Origin of the sequence: Bacillus sp. TSO22 (assembly GCF_020223595.1) — a bacterium.
GTDB lineage: Bacteria > Bacillota > Bacilli > Bacillales > Bacillaceae > Bacillus > Bacillus inaquosorum.
In genome coordinates this window covers 101426-123992 of record NZ_JAHAWO010000014.1, presented here as the reverse complement: position 1 = coordinate 123992, position 22567 = coordinate 101426, and the positions used below count along the sequence as shown (strand labels likewise).

General features: G+C 44.7%; 29 protein-coding genes. 25 read left to right on the top strand and 4 right to left on the bottom strand.

The genetic code is table 11. The features are described from left to right. The first annotated feature begins 65 nt into the window (after positions 1 to 65). The 5 genes from KHQ79_RS17955 to KHQ79_RS17935 all read left to right on the top strand — a co-directional run bounded on the left by KHQ79_RS17955 (position 66) and on the right by KHQ79_RS17935 (position 4788). A complete protein-coding gene (locus KHQ79_RS17955) occupies positions 66 to 1304 on the top strand; it encodes a dicarboxylate/amino acid:cation symporter (protein ID WP_019257525.1) in 1239 nt (412 codons plus the stop codon). Positions 1305 to 1394: 90 nt separating this feature from the next. Beyond that, positions 1395 to 2321, top strand: a complete 927-nt coding sequence (locus KHQ79_RS17950; RefSeq protein ID WP_060397961.1) for an ABC transporter ATP-binding protein — start codon at positions 1395 to 1397, stop codon at positions 2319 to 2321. Next, positions 2314 to 3081 (top strand): ABC transporter permease, encoded by a 768-nt coding sequence (locus KHQ79_RS17945; protein WP_003240320.1) that lies wholly within the window; start codon positions 2314 to 2316, stop codon positions 3079 to 3081. The genes KHQ79_RS17950 and KHQ79_RS17945 overlap by 8 nt, the downstream gene beginning before the upstream one ends. Before the next feature lie 94 nt (positions 3082 to 3175). Continuing rightward, entirely contained in the window at positions 3176 to 3511 is a 336-nt protein-coding gene (locus KHQ79_RS17940) for a hypothetical protein (protein WP_019257527.1), read from the top strand. 131 nt (positions 3512 to 3642) lie between these two features. After that, on the top strand, positions 3643 to 4788 hold the full coding sequence (locus tag KHQ79_RS17935) for an acyl-CoA dehydrogenase family protein (RefSeq protein ID WP_225516380.1): 1146 nt from the start codon (positions 3643 to 3645) through the stop codon (positions 4786 to 4788). Positions 4789 to 4811: 23 nt separating this feature from the next. Here KHQ79_RS17935 and fbpB read toward each other — a convergent pair whose 3' ends face one another. Both fbpB and KHQ79_RS17925 read right to left on the bottom strand, forming a co-directional pair. Next, entirely contained in the window at positions 4812 to 4991 is a 180-nt protein-coding gene (gene fbpB / locus KHQ79_RS17930; RefSeq protein WP_010886410.1) for a Fur-regulated basic protein FbpB, read from the bottom strand. Continuing rightward, positions 4945 to 5109: a Fur-regulated basic protein FbpA gene (locus KHQ79_RS17925; protein WP_019257529.1), complete on the bottom strand. Its 165-nt coding sequence runs from the start codon at positions 5107 to 5109 to the stop codon at positions 4945 to 4947. The genes fbpB and KHQ79_RS17925 overlap by 47 nt, the downstream gene beginning before the upstream one ends. 249 nt (positions 5110 to 5358) lie before the next feature. Between KHQ79_RS17925 and KHQ79_RS17920 the strand changes: the two genes are divergently transcribed. After that, positions 5359 to 6231 (top strand): cation diffusion facilitator family transporter, encoded by an 873-nt coding sequence (locus KHQ79_RS17920; RefSeq protein ID WP_003240325.1) that lies wholly within the window; start codon positions 5359 to 5361, stop codon positions 6229 to 6231. A 14-nt stretch (positions 6232 to 6245) separates the two neighbouring features. On the opposite strand, the gene KHQ79_RS17915 is transcribed toward KHQ79_RS17920, so the two are convergent. Beyond that, the gene (locus tag KHQ79_RS17915) at positions 6246 to 6566 is read right to left on the bottom strand and encodes a thioredoxin family protein (RefSeq protein ID WP_003225161.1); all 321 of its coding nucleotides are present in this window, start codon (positions 6564 to 6566) and stop codon (positions 6246 to 6248) included. 154 nt (positions 6567 to 6720) lie between these two features. Between KHQ79_RS17915 and KHQ79_RS17910 the strand changes: the two genes are divergently transcribed. The 6 genes from KHQ79_RS17910 to KHQ79_RS17885 all read left to right on the top strand — a co-directional run bounded on the left by KHQ79_RS17910 (position 6721) and on the right by KHQ79_RS17885 (position 13257). Then, a complete protein-coding gene (locus KHQ79_RS17910) occupies positions 6721 to 7806 on the top strand; it encodes a D-alanine--D-alanine ligase (protein WP_003240327.1) in 1086 nt (361 codons plus the stop codon). A 71-nt stretch (positions 7807 to 7877) separates the two neighbouring features. Next, positions 7878 to 9251 carry a UDP-N-acetylmuramoyl-tripeptide--D-alanyl-D-alanine ligase gene (locus KHQ79_RS17905; protein ID WP_225516378.1) on the top strand — a complete coding sequence of 458 codons (1374 nt, stop codon included), beginning with the start codon at positions 7878 to 7880 and terminating at the stop codon, positions 9249 to 9251. A gap of 63 nt (positions 9252 to 9314) precedes the next feature. Further along, the gene (locus tag KHQ79_RS17900; protein ID WP_019257532.1) at positions 9315 to 9503 is read left to right on the top strand and encodes a hypothetical protein; all 189 of its coding nucleotides are present in this window, start codon (positions 9315 to 9317) and stop codon (positions 9501 to 9503) included. 147 nt (positions 9504 to 9650) lie between these two features. Then, entirely contained in the window at positions 9651 to 11135 is a 1485-nt protein-coding gene (gene cshA / locus KHQ79_RS17895; RefSeq protein WP_019257533.1) for a degradosome RNA helicase CshA, read from the top strand. Positions 11136 to 11306: 171 nt separating this feature from the next. Further along, positions 11307 to 11786 (top strand): PH domain-containing protein, encoded by a 480-nt coding sequence (locus KHQ79_RS17890; protein ID WP_003240334.1) that lies wholly within the window; start codon positions 11307 to 11309, stop codon positions 11784 to 11786. Then, on the top strand, positions 11776 to 13257 hold the full coding sequence (locus KHQ79_RS17885) for a PH domain-containing protein (RefSeq protein ID WP_225516375.1): 1482 nt from the start codon (positions 11776 to 11778) through the stop codon (positions 13255 to 13257). The genes KHQ79_RS17890 and KHQ79_RS17885 overlap by 11 nt, the downstream gene beginning before the upstream one ends. Here KHQ79_RS17885 and KHQ79_RS17880 read toward each other — a convergent pair. Continuing rightward, positions 13254 to 13853, bottom strand: coding sequence for a rhomboid family intramembrane serine protease (locus KHQ79_RS17880; protein WP_225516374.1), 600 nt, complete (start codon positions 13851 to 13853; stop codon positions 13254 to 13256). The two genes, KHQ79_RS17885 and KHQ79_RS17880, sit on opposite strands and share 4 nt — an antisense overlap. A gap of 94 nt (positions 13854 to 13947) precedes the next feature. On the opposite strand from KHQ79_RS17880, the gene acpS reads away from it, so the two are divergent. The 13 genes from acpS (at position 13948) to rsbX (ending at position 22486) form a co-directional block, all read left to right on the top strand. Then, on the top strand, positions 13948 to 14313 hold the full coding sequence (acpS, locus tag KHQ79_RS17875) for a holo-ACP synthase (RefSeq protein WP_019257535.1): 366 nt from the start codon (positions 13948 to 13950) through the stop codon (positions 14311 to 14313). Between the two features lie 164 nt (positions 14314 to 14477). Continuing rightward, positions 14478 to 15494, top strand: coding sequence for a LolA family protein (locus KHQ79_RS17870; RefSeq protein ID WP_080010740.1), 1017 nt, complete (start codon positions 14478 to 14480; stop codon positions 15492 to 15494). Between the two features lie 114 nt (positions 15495 to 15608). Next, positions 15609 to 16778: an alanine racemase gene (gene alr / locus KHQ79_RS17865; RefSeq protein WP_225516371.1), complete on the top strand. Its 1170-nt coding sequence runs from the start codon at positions 15609 to 15611 to the stop codon at positions 16776 to 16778. Between the two features lie 114 nt (positions 16779 to 16892). Beyond that, the gene (gene endB / locus KHQ79_RS17860) at positions 16893 to 17174 is read left to right on the top strand and encodes a type II toxin-antitoxin system antitoxin EndoAI (RefSeq protein ID WP_003225183.1); all 282 of its coding nucleotides are present in this window, start codon (positions 16893 to 16895) and stop codon (positions 17172 to 17174) included. A 4-nt stretch (positions 17175 to 17178) separates the two neighbouring features. Continuing rightward, on the top strand, positions 17179 to 17529 hold the full coding sequence (gene ndoA / locus KHQ79_RS17855; RefSeq protein ID WP_003156187.1) for a type II toxin-antitoxin system endoribonuclease NdoA: 351 nt from the start codon (positions 17179 to 17181) through the stop codon (positions 17527 to 17529). Positions 17530 to 17644: 115 nt separating this feature from the next. Continuing rightward, on the top strand, positions 17645 to 18469 hold the full coding sequence (rsbRA, locus tag KHQ79_RS17850) for an RsbT co-antagonist protein RsbRA (RefSeq protein WP_003240350.1): 825 nt from the start codon (positions 17645 to 17647) through the stop codon (positions 18467 to 18469). A gap of 4 nt (positions 18470 to 18473) precedes the next feature. Further along, on the top strand, positions 18474 to 18839 hold the full coding sequence (gene rsbS, locus KHQ79_RS17845; protein ID WP_003225190.1) for an RsbT antagonist protein RsbS: 366 nt from the start codon (positions 18474 to 18476) through the stop codon (positions 18837 to 18839). Positions 18840 to 18842: 3 nt separating this feature from the next. After that, positions 18843 to 19244, top strand: coding sequence for a serine/threonine-protein kinase RsbT (gene rsbT, locus KHQ79_RS17840; RefSeq protein ID WP_003240352.1), 402 nt, complete (start codon positions 18843 to 18845; stop codon positions 19242 to 19244). Positions 19245 to 19255: 11 nt separating this feature from the next. Further along, the gene (rsbU, locus tag KHQ79_RS17835) at positions 19256 to 20263 is read left to right on the top strand and encodes a phosphoserine phosphatase RsbU (protein WP_003240354.1); all 1008 of its coding nucleotides are present in this window, start codon (positions 19256 to 19258) and stop codon (positions 20261 to 20263) included. 61 nt (positions 20264 to 20324) lie between these two features. After that, the gene (rsbV, locus tag KHQ79_RS17830; protein WP_003240357.1) at positions 20325 to 20654 is read left to right on the top strand and encodes an anti-sigma factor antagonist RsbV; all 330 of its coding nucleotides are present in this window, start codon (positions 20325 to 20327) and stop codon (positions 20652 to 20654) included. Further along, positions 20651 to 21133 (top strand): anti-sigma B factor RsbW, encoded by a 483-nt coding sequence (gene rsbW, locus KHQ79_RS17825; RefSeq protein ID WP_003240359.1) that lies wholly within the window; start codon positions 20651 to 20653, stop codon positions 21131 to 21133. Before rsbV ends, rsbW begins: the two co-directional genes overlap by 4 nt. After that, complete coding sequence (sigB, locus tag KHQ79_RS17820) at positions 21099 to 21887, top strand: RNA polymerase sigma factor SigB (protein WP_003240361.1); 789 nt, start codon at positions 21099 to 21101, stop codon at positions 21885 to 21887. The genes rsbW and sigB overlap by 35 nt, the downstream gene beginning before the upstream one ends. Continuing rightward, positions 21887 to 22486 (top strand): phosphoserine phosphatase RsbX, encoded by a 600-nt coding sequence (rsbX, locus tag KHQ79_RS17815; RefSeq protein ID WP_119913434.1) that lies wholly within the window; start codon positions 21887 to 21889, stop codon positions 22484 to 22486. Before sigB ends, rsbX begins: the two co-directional genes overlap by 1 nt. Positions 22487 to 22567 lie beyond the last annotated feature (81 nt).

Genomic DNA, 22567 nt, shown 5'->3' with positions numbered 1-22567 from the left:
GATGATACATCCAAAGCCTGCGGGAGTCTCTCGCGGGCTTTTTTTCAAAAAAGGGAGGAATGCGGATGAAGCTGGCAAAAAAAATCATTATTGCATTGGTTCTTGGCGCGGTGACTGGATTGGTCCTCAACCTTACATCACCTGAATTATTTGAAAATTTGAATAAGTTTGTATTTGGTCCGCTTGGCACCATCTTTTTAAACCTCATTAAAATGCTTGTCGTGCCGATTGTCTTTTTCTCACTGACACTGGGAGTAGCCGGGCTGGGTGATCCAAAGAAGCTTGGCAGAATCGGCGTGAAGACAATTTCTTATTTTCTCATCACGACAGCAGTGGCAATCACGATCGGGCTTATTCTTGCTCTTGTGATTAGACCTGGTGAGTTTGGGACTTATGATGTTTCATCTGCCAAGTTTAATGCTGAGGAAGCCCCAAGTATTGCCGACACTCTTCTGAACATTATTCCTGCGAATCCGGTTCAAGCGATGACAGAAGGAAATATGCTGCAAATCATCGTATTTTCTATTTTTGTAGGGCTCGGAATCACGATGCTCGGAAAAAAAGCGGATATGCTTCTGAAAGTCGTTGAACAGGGAAATGAATTGATGATGTATCTCGTCAACCTAGTCATGAAGTTTGCGCCATACGGAACGTTCGGTCTGATTGCGACTGCTATCGGCAGCCAGGGCTTCAGCGCGATTAAGGCGATGGGACTTTATATGATTGTTGTTACGCTGTCACTGATCATTCATGCAGTCGTGACGTACGGTTCAACGGTTGCTCTTTTGGCAAAACGAAATCCGTTTACGTTCTTTAAAGATTTCTCAGAGGTTATGGTCGTCGCGTTCAGTACCTCCAGCAGCAATGCGACCCTGCCTGTATCAATGGATGTGGCGCAGAAAAAATTAAAAGTGCCTGAGCCGATCAGCAGCTTCGTCCAGCCGCTCGGCGCGACAATTAATATGGACGGAACAGCCATCATGCAAGGGGTAGCCACCGTCTTCATTGCGCAGGTGTTCGGGCATGATCTGACATTTACGCAGCTGCTGATGGTGATACTGACGGCTGTGCTAGCAAGTATCGGCACCGCGGGTGTACCGGGTGTTGGCTTGATTATGCTTGCCATGGTGCTCCAATCTGTCGGACTCCCTGTTGAGGGCATTGGATTAATACTCGGAATTGACCGCCTGCTTGATATGCTCCGCACAGTGGTGAACACAACAGGAGACGCGGCCTGCGCCGTCATCATTACAGAAACCGAAAAGAACAAACAGCCTGAGCAAACCCCGACTCTATCGGTTTAACCAAACATTTGGAAGCAACAAATGCTATAATACAAACAGTGCCTAATTTTAGGCACTGTTTATTTTTTGTTGAAAAAGGAGGAAGGCTTTATGGCTGAGCCGATTTTACATATTGAAGGCCTCGATAAAAAGATTGGGTCTAAACAGATACTAAAACAAATCAGCATGGACGTCATGGAGGGAGAAATCATCGGCCTGCTCGGTCCGAATGGTTCCGGAAAAACAACACTCATCCGTATCATCGTCGGACTGTTAAAACAAAACAGCGGAAGCGTGACAATCAGCGGATTCCAGCATGATACAGAGTTTGAAAAAGCAATGGAAGCTGTTGGAGCGATCGTCGAAAATCCCGAGTTCTATCCGTACCTGACAGGCTGGGAAAACCTCAAGCACTTTGCGAATATGCACAAAAAAATAGACGAAGAACGGCTTGATGAAGTGGTCGAACGTGTCGGGCTGACGTCAGCGATTCATGATAAGGTGAAAACCTATTCTCTCGGCATGCGCCAGCGTCTTGGTATTGCACAGGCGATTCTTCACCGTCCGAAGCTTCTTATTTTAGATGAACCGACAAACGGTCTCGATCCTGCGGGTATGAAGGATTTTCGCGATCATATTAAGGAGCTCGCAGAAAAGGAAGGAACGGCAGTCCTGTTCGCCACTCATTTATTGCGAGAAGTTGAAGATCTGTGCGACCGTGTCATCATTATTCAAAAAGGTGAGATCAAAGCGGAAGTCAGCCTACATGGAACAAATCAAAAAACAGAAAAAGCGATCATTGAAGTGCAGCCGGAAGAAAAAGCCCTCAATTGGCTGACAGGCAATCAATATCAAGCTGAGCGGCAAGGCGGGGCGATAGTTGTTGAGGTAGCAAAAGAAAACATTCCGGAGCTGAACCGCTCACTTGTCGGACAAGACCTGAATGTATTTTCCATTACGTCTTACACGCAATCACTGGAAGACGAATTCATAAAAGCGACAACTGCTCATCAAGAGGAGGGAGAAGAGCTTGTCTAAATTAATTTGGAATGAACATATGAAACTTTTTAATCGGAAGGTCACGTTGGTTTCTCTTATCCTGATGGCGGTCTTTCAATTTTTCATGGCTTTGATCATTAAACGGATTGTCATCAGTGCCGGAACAGATGAAAACTTCATCGGCTATTTATCGTATACACCGAGCCTGAACATCCTGCTGCAGGCTTTAACAATCGTGATTGCAGCGACAATTGTTTCGATGGAATTTGATAAAAAGACGATCAAATTTCTGCTCATTCGCCCGGTTAAACGCCAAAAGATTTTTTGGTCAAAATTAATCACAGTCGTGATGGTCAGCTTTTATTTGTATCTGGCATACTACATTTTGGCATTATTATTCGGTCTCGTCTTTTTTGGCACGTCGGTAACCGCGGAATCAAAGACATTGCTGATCAACACTCTGGAGCTGATCGGGTCAAATTGGCTTGAAGCCGTAATGATGGGATTATTCGGGCTGCTTTGTTCTTCGCTGTTCCGGAACAGTGCGGTAGCAGTCGTCGTTTCATTTGTCGTTTTATATGGAGCGAGTACACTTGTTCAGCTCATGAAGCTATTTGAAAACAAATGGGGCAGCTTTTTGCTTTTCGCGAACACTGACTTTACCCAATACAGCAGCGGGGAGACAGCGTTATTTTCAGGCATGACGCCATTGTTTTCAGCGGGGATTATCATCATACATGCCATATTCTTCATCGCCGTTGGCTGGTGGTGCTTCTGTAAACGGGATGTCCGGGTGTAAAGGCAAGGAATGACATTTTTGTGAAAAAGCTCACGTGAATCAATATCATTTGATATTTTGGTTTATACTATAGGTACTGACGGAGGTGTCTCGATTGAGGAACTTTATTACCGCTTTACCGATCGTATTACTGCTTGGATTCTCATTTGTGTCATTCATGTTTCAGTTTGAACATCTTGTTTATTTCAGACTCGCGCTTGGGTTGTTCTCTCTCGCGGGGCTGTACATGATATATAAAATGAAGACGGGCATCCGTTATTTTATCATCTATCTGTATGCCAGCTGGATTGTGCTTGCTGCAGTAACCGCTTTTGAAGAGCCGATTTTCTCGAGCTTTTTCTTTGGCGGCTTGGTGATGACAATGGGTTACCTGACATATATGCTGATTTATCTCGGCATGAAACAAGACCGGGATGCAAATCCTGTGTAATCGCGCTGTTCCCTGGGGGAACGGCGTGTTTTTTTTATACCGGACAAAAAGGTTAACAGTTGCGGAATGGCGGCAGGAAATCTATAATACATATTAAATTTATCGGAATTAAAACCTTGGGGGGCTGCCGGATGTCATTATTTATACAAAACGATCAACAACGGCAATGGATGGAGAAAATCGGACGGCTTGCGGATGAATTTCAGCAAACAGCCGCTGAAGATGACGAACTGGGACGTTTTCCTTTAGAAAAAATACAAAAACTGCGTGATGCCGGGTATACGGCGTTAACATTGCCAGCATCCCATGGAGGAGGGGGCATTTCTGTTTACGACATGCTCCTGTTTCAAGAACGGCTTGCACGGGGAGACGCTCCTGCAGCGCTCAGCATCGGCTGGCATTTGAGCGTAATCGGGGAGCTCGGAGAAGGCAACAGCTGGGATAAAGACGTGTTTGCATTTGTTGCAAAGGAAGTCCAAAACGGAGCCGTCATCAACAGGGCGGCGACAGAAGCGCAAACCGGAAGCCCGACAAGAGGAGGGCGTCCCGGTACAAACGCCGTCAAAAAGGATGGTAAATGGGCAGTAAACGGTAGAAAAACCTTTACGACGATGTCACAGGCACTGGATTATTTTTTAGTGACAGCATGGATTGAAGAAAAACAAACAACAGGCGTGTTTCTCATTCATAAAGATGATCCCGGTTTGTCGATTAAAGAAACGTGGGATATGATGGCGATGCGGGCGACTGGAAGCCATGACCTTGTACTGAATGAGGTAATGCTTGATGAGGAGAAACTGGTGGAATTGCTTCAAGGACCTCGGGGAGCTAAGCCGAATGGCTGGCTGCTTCATATTCCGGCGATTTATCTTGGCATTGCTCAAGCAGCACGAGACTATGCGGTGCAATTTGCATCTGAGTATTCTCCAAACAGTTTGAAGGGACCGATCAAGGATGTCCCAGCCGTACAGCAAAGAACAGGCGAAATGGAGCTTGAACTGCTCAATGCCAGACATTTTCTTTTCCATATCGCTCAATTGTATGACAATCCGGAGCGCCGCCCTCACTTGAAAAGCGAGCTTGGTGCGGCGAAACATATCGTCACAAATGCTGCGCTGTCTGTTGTCGATAAAGCGATGAGAATTGTCGGGGCCAAAAGTCTTGAACGAACCAACCCGCTTCAGCGCTATTATCGTGATGTGCGCGCCGGTCTCCATAACCCGCCGATGGATGATGCGGTGATCCAAAAGCTGGCCGCAGAAGCGTTTGAGTCATGAAAAAAAGAGCCTTTCGGCTCTTTTTATGTATTGTTTTGCTCTTGGAGATTCTTTTGATGCTTGCGGTCGATCCTGTCATAAATGACGTTCATCAGCTTTGGATTGCCCATAATCGCCTCTTTGTTTTCCTGGATTAGCTGCTGGTAGGTTTTTACTTTACGCTTCGGCATGCTCCGGCGCCCTCCTGACATGTTTGTATTCACTTTCTAACTCCGTCAGCGACAATTCATACAAATGACGCTTTGACTTTTTGTATATACCATTCTGTATTAACAGATGAATGAGCTGTTTTTTTCTGGTTTCTGCAGACTGAGGTGTCATTATGTCACCAACCTCCAATCAAACGATATTGATAATCATTATCAATTAACTTCAGTATACAATGTCCGCAATAGCCTGTAAAGGTGAAAACAGTCCTATTCTTTCCCAAATATGCAAACATTCAAAAGATCGACAAAAAGTTTCCCGGGGAATAATTTGCTGTCGAAATGTCCCTCTTCATTGAATGCTGCCGCTGCTATTTTTCATGTTTTGAACCATACTATGTAATAGAATGGAGGCTGGTATTCAATGGAGCGGACAGAAAATCTGAAAAAGGGAGAAAAAGGGGCGCTCCTCAATATTTTTGCTTATGTCATCCTTGCTGTTGTGAAGCTTGTCATTGGGATCCTCTATCATTCCGAAGCGCTGAGAGCAGACGGATTAAATAATGGAACAGATATTGTTGCGTCAGTGGCGGTGCTGATTGGATTGCGTATTTCCCAAAGGCCGGCTGACAGCGATCATCCATATGGCCATTATCGGGCTGAAACAATTTCGTCTCTTGTTGCGTCTTTTATTATGATGGTTGTCGGCATTGAAGTGTTAATCGGCGGAGGAAAAGCGATTGCGGGCGGAACTACGGAAACGCCAAGTCTTATAGCGGCATGGACGGCGTTAGGCAGTGCCTTGTTTATGTATGGCATCTACTTATATAACAAAAGGCTGGCGGCATCGATTAAAAGCTCTGCCCTGATGGCAGCGGCAAAGGACAGCAGATCAGACGCTTTTGTAAGTGCCGGAGCGTTTATCGGTGTGATGTCATCCCAGCTTCAGCTGCCGTGGATCGATCCGGTAACAGCTTTTATCATCGGCATCATCATTTGCAAAACGGCATGGGACATCTTTAAAGATGCTTCACATTCTTTAACAGACGGCTTTCACTTAAAAGATCTTGAGCCTTACAAACAGACCGTCGGCAGGATTGAAAGTGTACATCGTCTAAAGGATGTGAAAGCCCGGTATTTAGGCAGCACAGTTCATATTGAGATGGTTATTACGGTTGATCCAAAGCTTACAGTAGAAGAAGGCCATGGAGTGGCGGATGAAGTAGAGGATAAAATAAAACATGAACACGATGTCACTCATGTTCATGTTCATGTAGAGCCCGACGACATAAAATAAGGCTGTTAAACGAATTAGCTTATATGTTCAGATAAAAATTCAGTCACTTCTTCAGGCGTTTTGGCATTGGCGCTGTGAAGATGAGCTGTTTTTTCACCGTTTTTGAAGATAAGCAAGCTAGGAATACCCATTACTTGGTATTTTTCAGCCAATTCAGGAAGCTCGTCCTTATTCAGCTCATACCAATCGTTTTGATTGTACTCTTCCAAAATATCGCCGATGAACATATTCATGCGTGTGCAGTCTGGGCACCAATCAGCATAAAACTTTACGATAATTTCTTTATCGGATTGAATCAGTTCATTAAATTGTTCGTTTGTCGTGATTTTTTTCATATGTCACATCTCCTTTTCAATGCCATTTTAATATAAAATAAAAAGGAATTACATACAAATGCATTCAGCATCAGCATGCCCAAAAATAATTAGATCATTTTCTCGTGAAAGTGATAAGATAGTAAAGATGAATTTGTAGTGGGGGGAGTATCCATTGAAAACAAGTCTAGGATTAGTGTACGGAGGAAAGTCAGCAGAACATAATGTATCACTGCAGACAGCTCTGGCTGTAATCAAAGCGCTAAATACTGAGAAGTTTGATATACATCCGATTTATATAACTGAAAAAGGCGAATGGGTAAGAGGCGCCCGTTTATCTGAGCCTGTTTCAAACGTGAAAATGCTTCAATTTGAGCAAGGAGGCAGTGCTTTTTCTCCAGCTGCCCTGAACCAGGAAATGTTTCCGCAGGAAGCGCCAGAGCAAAATGAAGCCATCGACGTCGTATTCCCGCTCCTCCACGGACCGAACGGAGAAGACGGTACGATCCAAGGAATGCTCGAACTGTTGAATATTCCTTATGTCGGCAACGGTGTGCTTGCTTCCTCAGCAGGCATGGATAAAGTCGTTATGAAACATTTATTCGCGCAGGCAGGACTTGCTCAGGCTAAATACGCAGCTTTCCTTAAGAAAGATTGGACTCGTTCTCCGGAAGAAAGCTGTAAGCAGGTAGAAGAGGAATTAGGCTACCCTTGCTTCGTAAAACCGGCAAATCTTGGATCAAGTGTCGGAATCAGCAAATGCCGAAACCGTGAAGAACTGCAAAAAGCGTTTGAGCTTGCATTCCAATATGACCGCAAAGTCGTCGTTGAAGAAGGAATTAACGGCCGAGAAATCGAAATCGGCGTTCTTGGAAATGACGATCCTAAATGCTCTGTTGTGGGAGAGATCGCACCAAAGACAGATTTCTACGATTACAAAGCGAAATATGAAGATGGAGACACTGATCTGATGATCCCGGCGAATGTGTCCGATGAGGAATACACAAAAATCAGTGATATGGCGATCAAAGCGTTTAAAGCGATCGACGGTTCAGGACTTGTCAGAGCGGACTTTTTCCTGACAGCTGACGGCGAAGTTCTGATCAATGAAGTCAACACAATGCCTGGCTTTACACCTTTCAGCATGTTCCCGCTGCTCTGGAAAGAGGCCGGAGTGGAATACGCTGATCTGATTGAACAGCTTGTAGAGCTTGCAAAAGAACGCCACGCTGAGAAACAATTAATTAAGCATACATTCTAATGAAGATGGACACTGCCGGTAAGAGGGCAGTGTCTTTTCCCGTATATACAAAAGAAAGAGAGGGACCTCACTTGATTAAGCGAACAGTAAAGAACATTGCCGAGATGGTCAAAGGCACACTGACAAATCCGCAATATGAACAAACAGTCATTCATGGAGTGGCAACTGATACAAGAAAACTCGAACAGCATCAGCTTTTCATCCCGCTGAAAGGGGAACATTTTAACGGCCACACTTTTGTGCCGCAGGCTTTTGATGCAGGTGTTGCGGCCGTTCTTTGGGATCGGTCAGAACCAAATCCGCCCGAGAATCAAGCCGTCATCTTAGTGGACGACACCCTTTCCGCTCTTCAGCAGCTTGCAAAAGCTTATTTGCAGGAGCTTGGCACCCGTGTCATCGGGGTAACCGGAAGCAATGGCAAAACGACAACGAAAGATATGATTCACGCCGTCCTGGGAACCCGGTACCGTGTCCACAAAACAGGAGGAAACTTCAACAATCACATCGGTCTGCCGCTGACGGTTTTAGCTATGCCTGAAGATACGGAGATCGCTGTATTGGAGATGGGAATGAGCGCCAAAGGAGAAATTGATCTCCTGTCCCGCCTGGCAAACCCGGATGCGGCAGTGATTACGAATATCGGCGAATCCCACATGCAAGACCTTGGCTCAAGAGAAGGCATCGCGGAGGCGAAGCTTGAAATCATTAACGGGCTTAAAGAAGACGGAGTGCTGATTTATATCGGGGACGAACCGCTCCTTCAAAAAGCATACAGCTGCCAAACGAAAACGTACGGAACGGGAGCTCAAAATGATTATCAGCTTCAGGATGTCAGCCAGAGTGAAGCAGGAACTCATTTTACAATCAAAGGGATGGAAAAAACGTTTTTTATTCCGATACTCGGTAAGCACAATGTCATGAACGCCATGGCTGCGATCGCTGCGGGGGCTTATTTTGGCATCACGACTGAGGATGCGGCAAAAGGACTGAGCGGACTAAAGGTAACCGGCATGAGACTTGAACTCATCAAAACAGACAGCGGCATTTCGATTATCAATGACGCTTATAATGCGAGTCCGACATCCATGAAGGCTGCCATTCAATTGACAGAAAGCCTTGAAGGCTACGGGAAAAAAATGCTCGTGCTCGGCGATATGCTTGAACTCGGCGATCTTGAAGAAACGTTCCATAAAGAGTGCGGCGCTGTGATCAGCCCTGAAAAAATCGACCGCGTCTATACGTACGGAAAACTGGGAGCATTTATCGCGGAAGGCGCACTGAAACACTTTGAGAAAGAACGCGTCAGCCACTTCACCGAGAAAAAAGATCTCCTTCAAGCTGTGAAGGAAAAGGCGTCAAAAGGAGATTTGATTTTATTCAAAGCGTCCAGAGGTATGAAGCTTGAAGAAATCGTTAAAGATTTAATAGAGAGCCCGCTTTCGTAAAAAAATCTTGCGGAAAAACCGCATATTGCATCATAAAATAACATGATGTGCAAACACTAATCTATGCCGGCCAGAAATTATGTATATCTGGCCGGCTGCGGCTATGATACAATAAATACAGGTTATTTCGCGATACGAACATATTCGTCCGGCGTTTCATCCGCCGACCCGAAGTTCTCCGCCGGACACATGGGAGCGGATGGAGCAGCAGCCGGCATATTCGAGAAGCCGATCTGCTTCTCATCTTATTGAAAAACAAATAGTGTAATGGTAAGATAAAACTTAAAGTAATTCGGGCTTTGTATACGGATGGATCCTGTCCTTTTTGTCTAAAGGGCAGTTTTATAAGTGGTAAATCACGACATTACTGAAACAGCAATTAGAAGGAGTTTGAATAATTTGACTATAACGTTTCAAGATTTTAATTTAAGTTCTGATCTCATGAAAGCAATTAATCGTATGGGATTTGAAGAAGCAACACCGATTCAGGCACAAACGATACCGCTCGGACTTTCAAATAAAGACGTCATTGGACAAGCGCAAACAGGTACAGGTAAAACAGCTGCGTTTGGTATACCCCTTGTTGAAAAAATTAACCCCGAGTCTCCTAATATTCAAGCAATCGTAATCGCGCCAACCCGTGAATTAGCCATTCAAGTATCTGAAGAATTATATAAAATCGGACAAGATAAGCGTGCGAAGGTTCTTCCTATTTACGGCGGACAGGATATTGGACGGCAAATCCGGGCGTTAAAGAAAAATCCGCATATCATTGTCGGAACACCTGGACGTCTTCTTGACCACATCAACCGCCGCACAATTCGTTTAAACAATGTAAACACTGTAGTAATGGATGAAGCGGATGAAATGCTGAACATGGGATTCATTGACGACATTGAATCTATTCTTTCAAACGTGCCGAGCGAGCATCAGACACTTCTGTTCTCTGCGACAATGCCAGCACCGATCAAACGCATTGCAGAGCGCTTTATGACTGAGCCGGAACACGTAAAAGTAAAAGCAAAAGAAATGACGGTTTCTAACATTCAGCAGTTCTATTTAGAAGTGCAAGAACGCAAAAAATTCGATACACTGACTCGTCTTCTTGACATTCAGTCTCCTGAGCTTGCGATCGTATTCGGACGCACAAAACGCCGTGTCGATGAGCTGGCTGAAGCCCTGAACCTACGCGGATATGCGGCTGAAGGAATTCATGGTGACTTAACGCAGGCGAAACGTATGGTTGCGCTTCGTAAATTTAAAGAAGGTGCAATCGAAGTTCTTGTCGCAACTGATGTTGCCGCTCGCGGACTTGATATCTCAGGCGTAACACACGTGTACAACTTCGACGTGCCTCAAGATCCTGAAAGCTACGTTCACCGTATCGGAAGAACAGGCCGTGCAGGAAAAACAGGTATGGCGATGACGTTCATTACACCGCGTGAGAAAAGCATGCTTCGCGCAATTGAACAAACAACAAAACGCAAAATGGACCGCATGAAGGAGCCTACACTTGATGAAGCGTTAGAAGGCCAGCAGCAGGTTACTGTTGAACGTCTTCGCACGACAATCAGTGAAAACAACCTGAACTTCTACATGACAGCGGCAGCTGAGCTGCTTGAAGATCATGATGCAGTAACAGTGGTTGCGGCGGCTATCAAAATGGCTACAAAAGAGCCGGACAACACACCGGTTCGCTTAACTGACGAAGCGCCGATGGTCAGCAAACGCTACAAGAACCAGCGCTCTTCTAAACGCAGAGACGGACAAGGCGGCGGCTACCGCGGCGGAAAAGGGAAAAGCAATAACCGTTCTTCCTACGACAAAAAGCGTTCAAACGATCGCCGTTCTTCAGGTGACAGACGCCAGAAAAAATCTTACTAATTCTATCGATTAAGAGCCCAAAACATAACGTTTTGGGCTTTTTTATGTTCATGATTTGTTATTCAGCAAACTTTCAGCTGACGGATGCCATTTTTCTATGTATGCTTAAGAATGAAACCTTTCTGTATAAGAGACGTATAAGTAACGACGAAAAAACGGGAGGTAGGTATTTTGAGAGAGCAGCCAAAAAACCAAATCAGTCCAGACGGATTAAAGGTTTGGCGACTTCAAGAGATCATCGTATCTGCTGTCTGCTTGCTTATTGTCATAGCAGTTGCAGTGTTAAGCTATTATTTTCATTGGCCGTACTGGATCAGCGGCGTGCTCGGCGCGGTTTGGCTGCTGGGTTCGGTTGTGACGGTCTTTATCATTCCAAAGATCCGTCATAAAGTATGGCGCTATGAAGTCCATGAACATGAAATAGATATTCAGTCAGGTATTTTTGTGGTAACGCGTGTGATTGTCCCGATGGTCAGGGTTCAGCACGTCGATACGTCACAAGGGCCGTTATTGAAAAAGTACAACCTGGCAACCGTAAAAATTTCCACGGCCGCGACCGTTCATTCGATCCCCGCTTTAGAGATGGAGGAAGCGGATCGGCTGAGAGACTCCATTTCCCGTCTGGCAAGGGTGACTGACGATGATGTCTGAACCGAAACGCCTGCACCCGGCGGCAGTTATTTTGAATTTATGCCATACCATTATTCAAACGATAAAAAATATCATTCTGCCATTCTTTTTTGTGTATATCGTCAATTCGAACAATACTGTCCGTTTTTACGGAGCCATTGCGCTCGGTGTGCTGTTCATCTGGCTTGTAGCCGCAAGCATCATCAAATGGAGAAGGTTTACCTATCGAATCGAAGATGACGAATTTAGAATTGAAGAAGGCTTGTTTGTCACGAAAAAGCGATACATATCGATTGATCGGATTCAAACGATGAATACGAGCGCGGGCGTGATCCAGCAAATCTTTAAGCTTGTGAAGCTGCAAATTGAAACGGCAGGCGGAGGCAAGGAGGCGGAAGCTGTTCTTTCTGCTATTTCTGTTGAAGAAGCCGAACGGATCAAGGACGCCGTCTTTAAGAAAAAAGCACAAAGACACGAAAGCGAACACGATAAAGAATGGCTTGAAGCTGAGCAGGAGCTGATTCCGGCGGTTGAGCCGCAAGAGCACTATCGGATGAACATGAAAGAATTGCTCATGGCCGCCTCTACATCCGGCGGAATCGGAGTGATTATCTCCGCTGTATTTGCTCTTATTTCTCAGCTTGATGAAGTGCTGCCGATGGATTGGTTTTTCGATAAATTTTCCTTTCTTCAGCACGCCAGCATCGGCATTTACGCGGTACTCATTTTTATCGGTTTATTTATCGCCTGGATTTTCAGCATTGCCGGTATGATGTTTAAATACGCGAACTTTCAAATCATTAAAAAAGAACAGGAACTGGTGATTTCAAGAGGGATTATTGAAAAACATCAAGTCACGATTCCGCTCCGAAAAATACAAGCCATTAAAATAAAGGAAAACATCATCCGCCAGCTTTTCGGCTTTGTAACGGTGTCCATCGTCAGCGCGGGCGGCGGCGACCGGGAAAAAGAAGAAGGCGCTTTGACCATTCTCTTCCCGATGATTCATAAAAAAAAGCTTCCGCACATGCTGCGGACATTTACGCCGGAATACACGCTGGAAGAAAACTTCCGCAGTCTGCCGCGGCACGCGTTGAAACGCTATTTATTCCGTTCCGTCATTTTTTCAATCTTTTTGATCATTCCATTATGTATCTTCTTTCAGCCATGGGGCTATCTGTCGATCATCCTGCTGCCGATTGAATTGATCTTCGGCTACCTCGCATATAAGGATGCAGGATGGACGATCAACGGAGATCGTCTTCAATTGACGTCCAGATTTATCAGCAGAACAACGGGAATTGTGTTAAAAAGACGAATGCAGGTTTGCAAGCTCAGCCAATCGTATTTTCAAAAGAAGGGCCGTTTATATACCATTTCTACCTCGGTAAAATCATCGAGCCTTATGGAAGAATTATCGGTGAGGGATGTAGGTGAAGAGGATGCAGACTTCATTTTAAACTGGTACTCATATGAAAAAGCGGACGGTTAATACCGCCGCTCTTTTTTTTGCACACATAAAAACGAGAGAAGAAACCCGCCGCAAAGTCCAAACAGATGGGCCATCATGTTAATATTGGAGTTGATAAACGACATGAGAACGGCAAATGCGAGCAGTGTGAGAATCATTTTGGAATGCTCCTGCCCGATCAGTTCTTTGTGAAAAAGAACCATAAACAGATACACGCCGAACAGCCCGAAAATCGCTCCTGAAGCCCCGACATGCACGTAATCAAGCGGCTCTGTAACATATGTGCCGATATTGCCGATGATGCCGGAGCCAGCGTACACAAGCAGGAAACGCGCTTTTCCCAGCATGCGTTCCAAAGCAGGGGCAAATAAAAAGATGGACATGGAATTAAACAGCAGATGGGTAAAACCGGCGTGCAGCAAAACCGGTGTGATCAGCCGCCACCATTCACCGTTAGCGACGCCTAAATTATAGCCTGTGACGGCATCTCTCCATAATACGACTGAATGGACAGGAAGTGAAAAAAACAGCCAGAGAACAGCTTGCAAGGCCAATATAAAGGTGACAACGGGATAAAGCCTGATAAACGTTTGGAAATTTTCAGTCCGTATAAACATTCCGAGCCCCTTTTCTTCATTTTGGTATTTCTATAGTAACACGTTTATGAGACAAACCATTCAAATAGTACGTACGCAAAGGAGGTTATCACACATGATTTACGGCATTGGACTAGACATCACCGAGCTTAAACGGGTCGCTTCTATGGCCGGCCGCCAGAAAAGGTTTGCTGAGCGGATTTTGACGCGAAGCGAGCTTGACCAATATCATGAGCTTTCAGAGAAAAGAAAAATAGAATTTCTTGCGGGGAGGTTTGCAGCAAAAGAAGCTTTCTCGAAAGCGTTCGGCACCGGTATAGGAAAACAGCTCAGTTTTCAGGACATTGAAATTAAGAAAGATCAAAATGGCAAGCCCTATATCATTTGCGCGAAGCTGAGCCAGGCCGCCGTTCACGTATCAATCACTCATACAAAGGAATACGCGGCCGCACAGGTTGTGATTGAAAGGTTGTCAAGCTAGTCTGCATATTAGCGAAACCCCACTCATATATTTGATAATGCATTAAGGGAGACAAGTTGTTTGAGGCTTTTATGGTACGCATCCGTTCTGCCTAACGTGTACCGAGCGTACCGTTAAAGTCAAACAAGCGATTTCTTCCTTTTACATCAATTGAGAAAAAGGGGTTGAAAAAGGTGAGAAAAAGCTTTGTTTTGCTTTTAACGGGACTGCTTGCTGTCCTTATTCTTTCTGCCTGCGGGGAAAAAACGCAGCAAGATATTGTGACCGGGTTAGATGAAAAGGCGAAAGAATACACCTCGTACAAAGCAAAAGCGAAAATGACCATCGAGACAGGGAGTGAGCCTCAAGTATACAATGTGGAAATCTGGCACAAAAAGCCGTCTCTGTACAGGGTTTATCTAGAAAATCCGAAAAAGGACCAAAACCAAGTCATTTTACGAAATGAAAACGGAGTATTTGTTCTCACGCCGTCTTTAAATAAGAGCTTCAGATTTCAAAGCGACTGGCCGAACAACAGCAGCCAGGTCTATCTGTTTGAATCGCTCGTAAAGGATGTTCAAAACGATTCAGATGCAGTCTTCACTGCGAAAGAAAAGAAATACGTATTTGAAACAAAAACGAACTATCAGCATAACAAAATGCTCCCAACGCAAGAAATCACGTTTAACAAAAAAGATATGAGCCCGTCATCTGTTAAAGTCATGGATACTGACCGAAAAGTGATGGTGAAAGTAGAATTCAGCAGCTTCGAATTTAATAAACAATTCGACAAAGAATCATTTGACGAAAAGAAAAATATGACCCTTTCTCAAATGGATGTTGCCACAAGCGCGAAACCATCCGATACATTCGCGGTCAAAACGCCGCTTGAACTGCCGCTTGGCGTAAAGCTGCTTGAAGAAAAAGATATTTCAACTGAAGACGGGAAGCGGATCATCATGACCTACGGAGGAGAAAAATCATTTACCTTAATTCAAGAAAAAGCCCAGATTGCCAAGGCTTCCTCCTCAGTTACGCTGAACGGCGAACCGGTAAATCTCGGCTACACCATCGGCGCCTTGTCGGATGCCTCATTATCATGGACATATGACGGCGTAGATTACCTTCTCTCATCAAAAGATCTTTCTAAAGAGGAAATGGTGACAGTCGCGAAAAGCATGCAGGGACAATCATCTAAATAATTGCCAAAGGCCAAACATAATTTGGCCTTTTTTTCGTCAGGCATCGTTTCCCTTTGGACTATAATTTTAGTATGATATGTAAATGATATTGAATAAAAGCTAGGAAGTGTCATTATGAGCACAAAACCTTTTTACAGAGATACGTGGGCGGAAATCGACTTGTCCGCGATAAAGGAAAATGTCAGCAATATGAAAGAACACATCGGCGAACATGTCCATCTGATGGCAGTTGTAAAAGCGAACGCCTACGGACATGGTGATGCAGAAGTAGCAAAGGCTGCTCTTGACGCAGGTGCTTCATGCTTGGCCGTGGCCATTCTGGATGAAGCGATCTCACTGCGCGAGAAGGGCCTGAAGGTGCCTATATTGGTGCTTGGCGCGGTTCCCCCGGAGTATGTGGCAATCGCGGCGGAATATGACGTGACATTAACAGGTTATTCTGTTGAATGGCTTCAGGAAGCAGCCCGCCACTTGAAAAAAGGTTCCCTTCATTTTCATTTGAAGGTCGATACGGGGATGAACAGGCTTGGTGTAAAAACGGAAGAAGAAGTTCATCACGTGATGGCGATTCTTGACCGCAACCCCCGTTTCAAATGCAGAGGGGTATTTACGCATTTTGCGACAGCGGATGAAAAAGAAAGAGACTATTTCTTCATGCAGTTTGAGCGCTTTAAAGAACTGATTGCTCCGCTGCCGCTAAAAAAAATGATGGTGCACTGCGCCAACAGCGCCGCAGGCCTCCGGCTGAAAAAAGGCTTTTTCAACGCGGTCAGATTCGGCATCGGCATGTACGGTCTCCGTCCGTCAGCCGACATTACGGACGAAATACCGTTTCAGCTGCGTCCCGCATTCACCCTGCATTCGACGCTGTCGCATGTCAAATTGATCAGAAAAGGCGAGAGCGTCAGCTACGGAGCGGAATACACAGCCGAAAAAGACACATGGATCGGGACGGTGCCTGTAGGCTATGCGGACGGATGGCTTCGAAAATTGAAAGGAACCGAAATTCTTGTGAAGGGAAAACGGCTGAAAATCGCCGGCCGAATTTGCATGGACCAATTTATGGTAGAGCTGGATCAGGAATATCCGCCAGGCACAAAAGTCACATTAATTGGCCGGCAGGGGGATGAATATATTTCCATGGATGAGATTGCAGGCAGGCTCGAGACCATTAACTACGAGGTGTCTTGTACAATAAGTTCCCGGGTTCCCCGTATGTTTTTGGAAAATGGGAGTATAATGGAAGTAAGAAATCCTTTATTGCAGGAAAATGCAAGCAAATAGCATCTCATAATGAGAATTCATAAAACAGCTTTGCTTGAAGAGTGAATAATGGTATCATTATCACTGGATGGATAAAAGAGTCGTATCCGTAAGTTTGGTGGAGGTGTATGTTTTTTGTCTGAATCCAGCGCAAGAACCGAAATGAAAATCAGCTTGCCCGAAAACCTAGTAGCTGAATTGGATGGTGTAGCGATGCGGGAGAAACGAAGCAGAAACGAACTGATATCACAAGCAGTGAGAGCGTATGTCAGCGAACGAACAACTCGTCACAACCGTGATTTGATGAGACGCGGCTATATGGAAATGGCGAAAATCAACCTGAATATTTCTTCTGAGGCTCACTTTGCGGAGTGCGAGGCTGAAACGACAGTTGAGCGCTTAGTCAGCGGAGGATAATCATTTGATTGTGAAACGCGGCGATGTTTATTTTGCTGATTTATCTCCTGTTGTTGGCTCAGAGCAAGGCGGGGTGCGCCCGGTTTTAGTGATCCAAAATGACATCGGAAATCGCTTCAGCCCAACTGCTATTGTTGCAGCCATAACAGCACAAATACAGAAAGCGAAATTACCAACCCACGTCGAAATCGATGCAAAACGCTACGGTTTTGAAAGAGATTCCGTTATTTTGCTGGAGCAAATTCGGACGATTGACAAGCAAAGATTAACGGATAAGATTACTCATCTGGATGATGAAATGATGGATAAGGTTGATGAAGCCTTACAAATCAGTTTGGCACTCATTGATTTTTAGACATATGTACAGGTTGCTCAAATAGAGCAACTTTTTTTGTTTTCAAAAAACATAAACGATATAATAGTGAAATAACGAAAAAAATATGTTGTTTTTTATCGGGAGGTAAGCGAATTTGATGTCGAATCAGACTGTATACCAGTTCATTGCCGAGAATCAAAATGAACTGCTCCAACTGTGGACTGACACACTAAAAGAATTAAGCGAGCAAGAATCATATCAGCTGACTGACCAAGTGTATGAAAATATATCTAAAGAGTATATCGACATTCTTCTTTCATCTGTTAAGGATGACAGTGCTGCTGAAAGCCAAATTAGCGAACTGGCGCTGAGAGCCGTCCAAATTGGACTTTCTTTGAAGTTTCTGGCCACGGCGCTAGCTGAATTCTGGAAGCGTCTCTACACGAAAATGAATGATAAGAGATTGCCAGATCAAGAGAGTACGGAATTAATCTGGCAGATCGATCGCTTTTTCAGCCCGATTAATACAGAAATCTTTAACCAATACTCAATCTCATGGGAGAAAACAGTATCCCTGCAAAAAATCGCGCTGCAGGAGCTATCTGCGCCGCTCATCCCGGTGTTTGAAAATATCACCGTGATGCCGCTGGTCGGAACAATTGATACCGAACGCGCAAAACGAATTATGGAAAATCTTCTTAACGGCGTCGTCAAGCACAGATCACAAGTCGTGTTGATTGACATTACGGGTGTTCCTGTCGTCGACACGATGGTTGCCCATCATATTATTCAGGCGTCTGAGGCGGTAAGGCTTGTCGGAGCGAAATGCCTGCTAGCCGGAATCCGTCCGGAAATTGCACAGACGATCGTCAACCTGGGGATAGATTTATCCCAAGTTATTACTAAGAATACCCTGCAAAAAGGAATTCAAACAGCATTGGAAATGACAGATCGAAAAATTGTTTCATTGGGGGAATAACATTTTGAGACATCCGAAAATCCCGATCTTGAAACTGTATAATTGCTTATTAGTGTCCATTCAATGGGAACTTGATGACCAAACCGCATTAACCTTTCAAGAAGACTTATTAAATAAAATATACGAAACAGGTGCAAACGGGGTCGTCATTGACCTGACATCTGTGGACATGATTGATTCCTTTATCGCTAAAGTGCTGGGCGACGTGATCACGATGTCTAAACTAATGGGCGCAAAAGTGGTCTTGACGGGAATTCAGCCTGCTGTGGCAGTTACGCTGATTGAACTTGGAATCGCACTTGAGGAAATCGAAACCGCGCTCGACTTAGAGCAGGGGCTTGAGACATTGAAGCGGGAATTGGGGGAATAGCGAATGAACGACCAATCCTGTGTAAAAATCATGACAGAATGGGATATTGTGGCCGCCAGACAACTGGGACGAAACGTTGCAAAAGAACTGGGTTTCGGCACTGTAGACCAAGCTAGAATTACAACGGCTATTTCAGAATTAGCCAGGAACATTTATTTATACGCCGGTAAAGGCCAGATTGGAATTGAACAGGTCGCAGACAGAGGAAAAAAGGGCCTGAAAATCATAGCGGAAGACCAAGGGCCGGGAATTCCTGATATCCGCAAAGTCATGGAAGACGGGTTTTCAACGTCTGGCGGACTCGGAGCGGGACTTCCCGGCGTGAAAAGGCTGATGGATGAATTCAGTTTAAATTCCGTATCGGGGGAAGGAACAGAGATACAAGCCATTAAATGGCTTCGGTAGGAGGTAAGAACGTGGATTTTAGGGAGGTTATTGAGCAGCGGTATCATCAGCTGCTTAGTCGATATATAGCCGAATTAACAGAAACATCTTTATATCAAGCCCAAAAATTCAGCCGAAAAACAATCGAGCATCAAATTCCTCCGGAAGAAATCATCAGCATTCATCGCAAAGTGCTGAAGGAGCTGTATCCGAGTCTCCCGGAAGATGTTTTTCATTCGCTGGATTTTTTAATAGAAGTCATGATTGGATATGGAATGGCTTATCAGGAGCATCAAACCCTCAGGGGGATACAGCAGGAAATCAAATCAGAAATTGAAATTGCGGCAAATGTCCAGCAGACGCTGCTCGGAACAAAAATTCCGCAGGAAGAAGCACTGGATATCGGCGCCATCAGTGTGCCCGCTAAACAGATGAGCGGTGATTACTACCACTTTGTCAAAGACAAGGAATCAATTAATATTGCAATCGCGGACGTGATCGGGAAAGGGATTCCGGCGGCACTTTGCATGTCCATGATTAAATACGCGATGGACTCTTTGCCGGAAACGGGCATACACCCTTCTCAGGTGCTGAAAAATTTAAATCGGGTTGTTGAACAAAACGTTGACGCAAGTATGTTTATTACGATGTTTTATGCAAATTACAATATGGACAAGCATCGATTTACATACGCTTCAGCAGGACATGAACCGGGATTCTATTATTCTCAGAAAGACAACACGTTTTACGATTTAGAGGCCAAAGGGCTCGTTCTTGGTATCTCGCAGGATTATGACTACAAACAATTTGATCAGCATCTGGAAAAGGGAGATATGATTGTTCTCTTTTCTGACGGCGTCACAGAATGCAGGACGGAAAACGGCTTCTTGGAGCGTCATGATATACAGAAGCTCATTGAGGAACATATGTGTGGCTCTGCGCAGGAAATGGTCAAAAACATTTATGACAGCCTCCTCAAATTGCAGGATTTTCAGCTTCACGATGATTTTACGTTAATTGTTTTAAGAAGAAAGGTTTAGCGTTTGCGAGCCGAGGGTATACAACAATTAAAGATTTGAAGGATAATTTGAGGTGATACGAATGAATATAAATGTTGATGTGAAACAGAATGTGGATGATATACAAGTAAACATTGCAGGAGAAATCGATGTGTATTCAGCTCCGGTGCTCAGAGAGAAGCTTGTTCCTCTAGCAGAACAAGGCGCTGACTTAAGGATTTGCCTGAAGGATGTCAGCTACATGGACAGTACCGGACTTGGCGTCTTTGTAGGGGTTTTTAAAACAGTGAAAAAACAAGGCGGTTCCCTCAAGCTTGAAAATCTGTCTGACCGGCTGATCCGTCTATTCGAAATTACTGGTCTTAAGGACATCATTGATATTTCTGCAAAGTCAGAAGGTGGAGTGCAATGAAGAATAACGCAGATTACATCGAAATGAAAGTGCCGGCCCAGCCTGAATATGTAGGGATTATAAGGCTGACACTGTCAGGCGTCGCGAGCAGAATGGGCTATACGTACGATGAAATTGAAGATCTGAAAATCGCAGTCAGTGAAGCGTGTACAAATGCGGTTCAGCACGCTTACAAAGAAGATAAAAATGGGGAAGTGTCAATACGATTCGGTGTGTTCGAGGATCGTTTAGAGGTCATTGTGGCGGATGAAGGCGACAGCTTTGATTTTGATGAAAAACAGCAGGATCTTGGGCCGTACACACCTTCACACACAGTCGATCAATTATCAGAAGGAGGGCTCGGTCTATATTTAATGGAAACGCTCATGGATGAAGTCAGAGTGCAAAACAACTCCGGCGTCACCGTAGCGATGACAAAGTATTTAAATGGGGAGCGAGTTGATCATGACACAACCATCAAAAACTACGAAACTAACTAAGGATGAAGTCGATCGGCTCATAAGCGATTACCAAACAAATCAAGATGAACAGGCGCAAGAAACGCTTGTGCAGGTGTATACAAATCTGGTTGATATGCTTGCGAAAAAATATTCAAAAGGCAAAAGCTTTCACGAGGATCTCCGCCAGGTCGGCATGATTGGGCTGCTCGGCGCGATTAAGCGATATGATCCCGTCGTCGGCAAATCGTTTGAAGCTTTTGCAATTCCTACAATCATCGGTGAAATTAAACGTTTCCTCAGAGATAAAACGTGGAGCGTTCACGTGCCGAGACGGATTAAAGAACTGGGACCAAGAATCAAAATGGCGGTTGATCAGCTGACGACTGAAACACAAAGGTCGCCGAAAGTAGAAGAGATTGCCGAATTCCTTGATGTTTCAGAAGAAGAGGTTCTTGAAACGATGGAAATGGGCAAAAGCTATCAAGCCTTATCCGTTGACCACAGCATTGAAGCGGATGCGGACGGAAGCACCGTCACGATTCTTGATATCGTCGGATCACAGGAGGACGGATATGAGCGGGTCAACCAGCAAATGATGCTGCAAAGCGTGCTTCATGTCCTTTCAGACCGTGAAAAACAAATCATAGACCTTACGTATATCCAAAACAAAAGCCAAAAAGAAACTGGGGACATTCTCGGTATATCTCAAATGCACGTCTCGCGTCTGCAGCGCAAAGCTGTGAAGAAGCTCAGAGAGGCCTTGATTGAAGATCCCTCGATGGAGTTAATGTAATGATCCAGGTTGAAGAAAACGAGCATATTCAAACTCTTGTATACCAACTGAATAAAGAAGGAAAATCGATTTGCGGCGACAGCTTTTTTATGAAGGCTGATGATAAGGAGTTAATTTGTGCGGTAGCTGACGGACTTGGAAGCGGATCGCTTGCCAACGAATCCTCTGCAGCCATCAAAGCCTTAGTGGAAAACTATGCGAATGAAGACGTACAAAGCATTATCGAACGCTGTAATCAGGCGATGAAAAACAAAAGAGGCGCAACAGCATCTATCCTGAAAATCAATTTTGAACAAAGGCAGTTTACGTACTGCTCTGTCGGAAACGTACGGTTTATTCTGCATTCCCCGTCTGGTGAAAGCTTTTATCCTCTGCCGATTTCAGGCTATTTATCAGGCAAGCCGCAAAAATACAAAACGCACACCGCCACTTATGAAAAGGGTTCAAAGTTCATTATACATACAGATGGACTCAACGTGCCCGACATCCGCTCCCATTTGAAAAAAGGCCAATCGGTAGAAGAAATATCGAATTCGCTGAAAATGTATACGACATCAAGAAAAGATGATTTGACCTATATTCTTGGACAGCTGTCCTAATAAATCAGAAAAAGAAGCTGGACATCCGGCTTCTTTTTTTGCGGTGAGGATTAGAATTACGATGTGTGTTTGAAAACATTC

Excerpts from the sequence above, each read along its gene's own strand:
- sigB (WP_003240361.1), top strand. The coding sequence starts at position 21,099 with ATGACACAACCATCAAAAACTACGAAACTAACTAAGGATGAAGTCGAT.
- rsbT (WP_003240352.1), top strand. The coding sequence starts at position 18,843 with ATGAACGACCAATCCTGTGTAAAAATCATGACAGAATGGGATATTGTG.
- rsbV (WP_003240357.1), top strand. The coding sequence starts at position 20,325 with ATGAATATAAATGTTGATGTGAAACAGAATGTGGATGATATACAAGTA.
- KHQ79_RS17955 (WP_019257525.1), top strand. The coding sequence starts at position 66 with ATGAAGCTGGCAAAAAAAATCATTATTGCATTGGTTCTTGGCGCGGTG.
- KHQ79_RS17950 (WP_060397961.1), top strand. The coding sequence starts at position 1,395 with ATGGCTGAGCCGATTTTACATATTGAAGGCCTCGATAAAAAGATTGGG.
- acpS (WP_019257535.1), top strand. The coding sequence starts at position 13,948 with ATGATTTACGGCATTGGACTAGACATCACCGAGCTTAAACGGGTCGCT.
- KHQ79_RS17935 (WP_225516380.1), top strand. The coding sequence starts at position 3,643 with ATGTCATTATTTATACAAAACGATCAACAACGGCAATGGATGGAGAAA.
- KHQ79_RS17900 (WP_019257532.1), top strand. The coding sequence starts at position 9,315 with ATGCCGGCCAGAAATTATGTATATCTGGCCGGCTGCGGCTATGATACA.
- KHQ79_RS17920 (WP_003240325.1), top strand. The coding sequence starts at position 5,359 with ATGGAGCGGACAGAAAATCTGAAAAAGGGAGAAAAAGGGGCGCTCCTC.
- KHQ79_RS17880 (WP_225516374.1), bottom strand. The coding sequence starts at position 13,853 with ATGTTTATACGGACTGAAAATTTCCAAACGTTTATCAGGCTTTATCCC.
- KHQ79_RS17885 (WP_225516375.1), top strand. The coding sequence starts at position 11,776 with ATGATGTCTGAACCGAAACGCCTGCACCCGGCGGCAGTTATTTTGAAT.
- alr (WP_225516371.1), top strand. The coding sequence starts at position 15,609 with ATGAGCACAAAACCTTTTTACAGAGATACGTGGGCGGAAATCGACTTG.
- KHQ79_RS17925 (WP_019257529.1), bottom strand. The coding sequence starts at position 5,109 with ATGACACCTCAGTCTGCAGAAACCAGAAAAAAACAGCTCATTCATCTG.
- rsbW (WP_003240359.1), top strand. The coding sequence starts at position 20,651 with ATGAAGAATAACGCAGATTACATCGAAATGAAAGTGCCGGCCCAGCCT.
- KHQ79_RS17915 (WP_003225161.1), bottom strand. The coding sequence starts at position 6,566 with ATGAAAAAAATCACGACAAACGAACAATTTAATGAACTGATTCAATCC.
- rsbX (WP_119913434.1), top strand. The coding sequence starts at position 21,887 with ATGATCCAGGTTGAAGAAAACGAGCATATTCAAACTCTTGTATACCAA.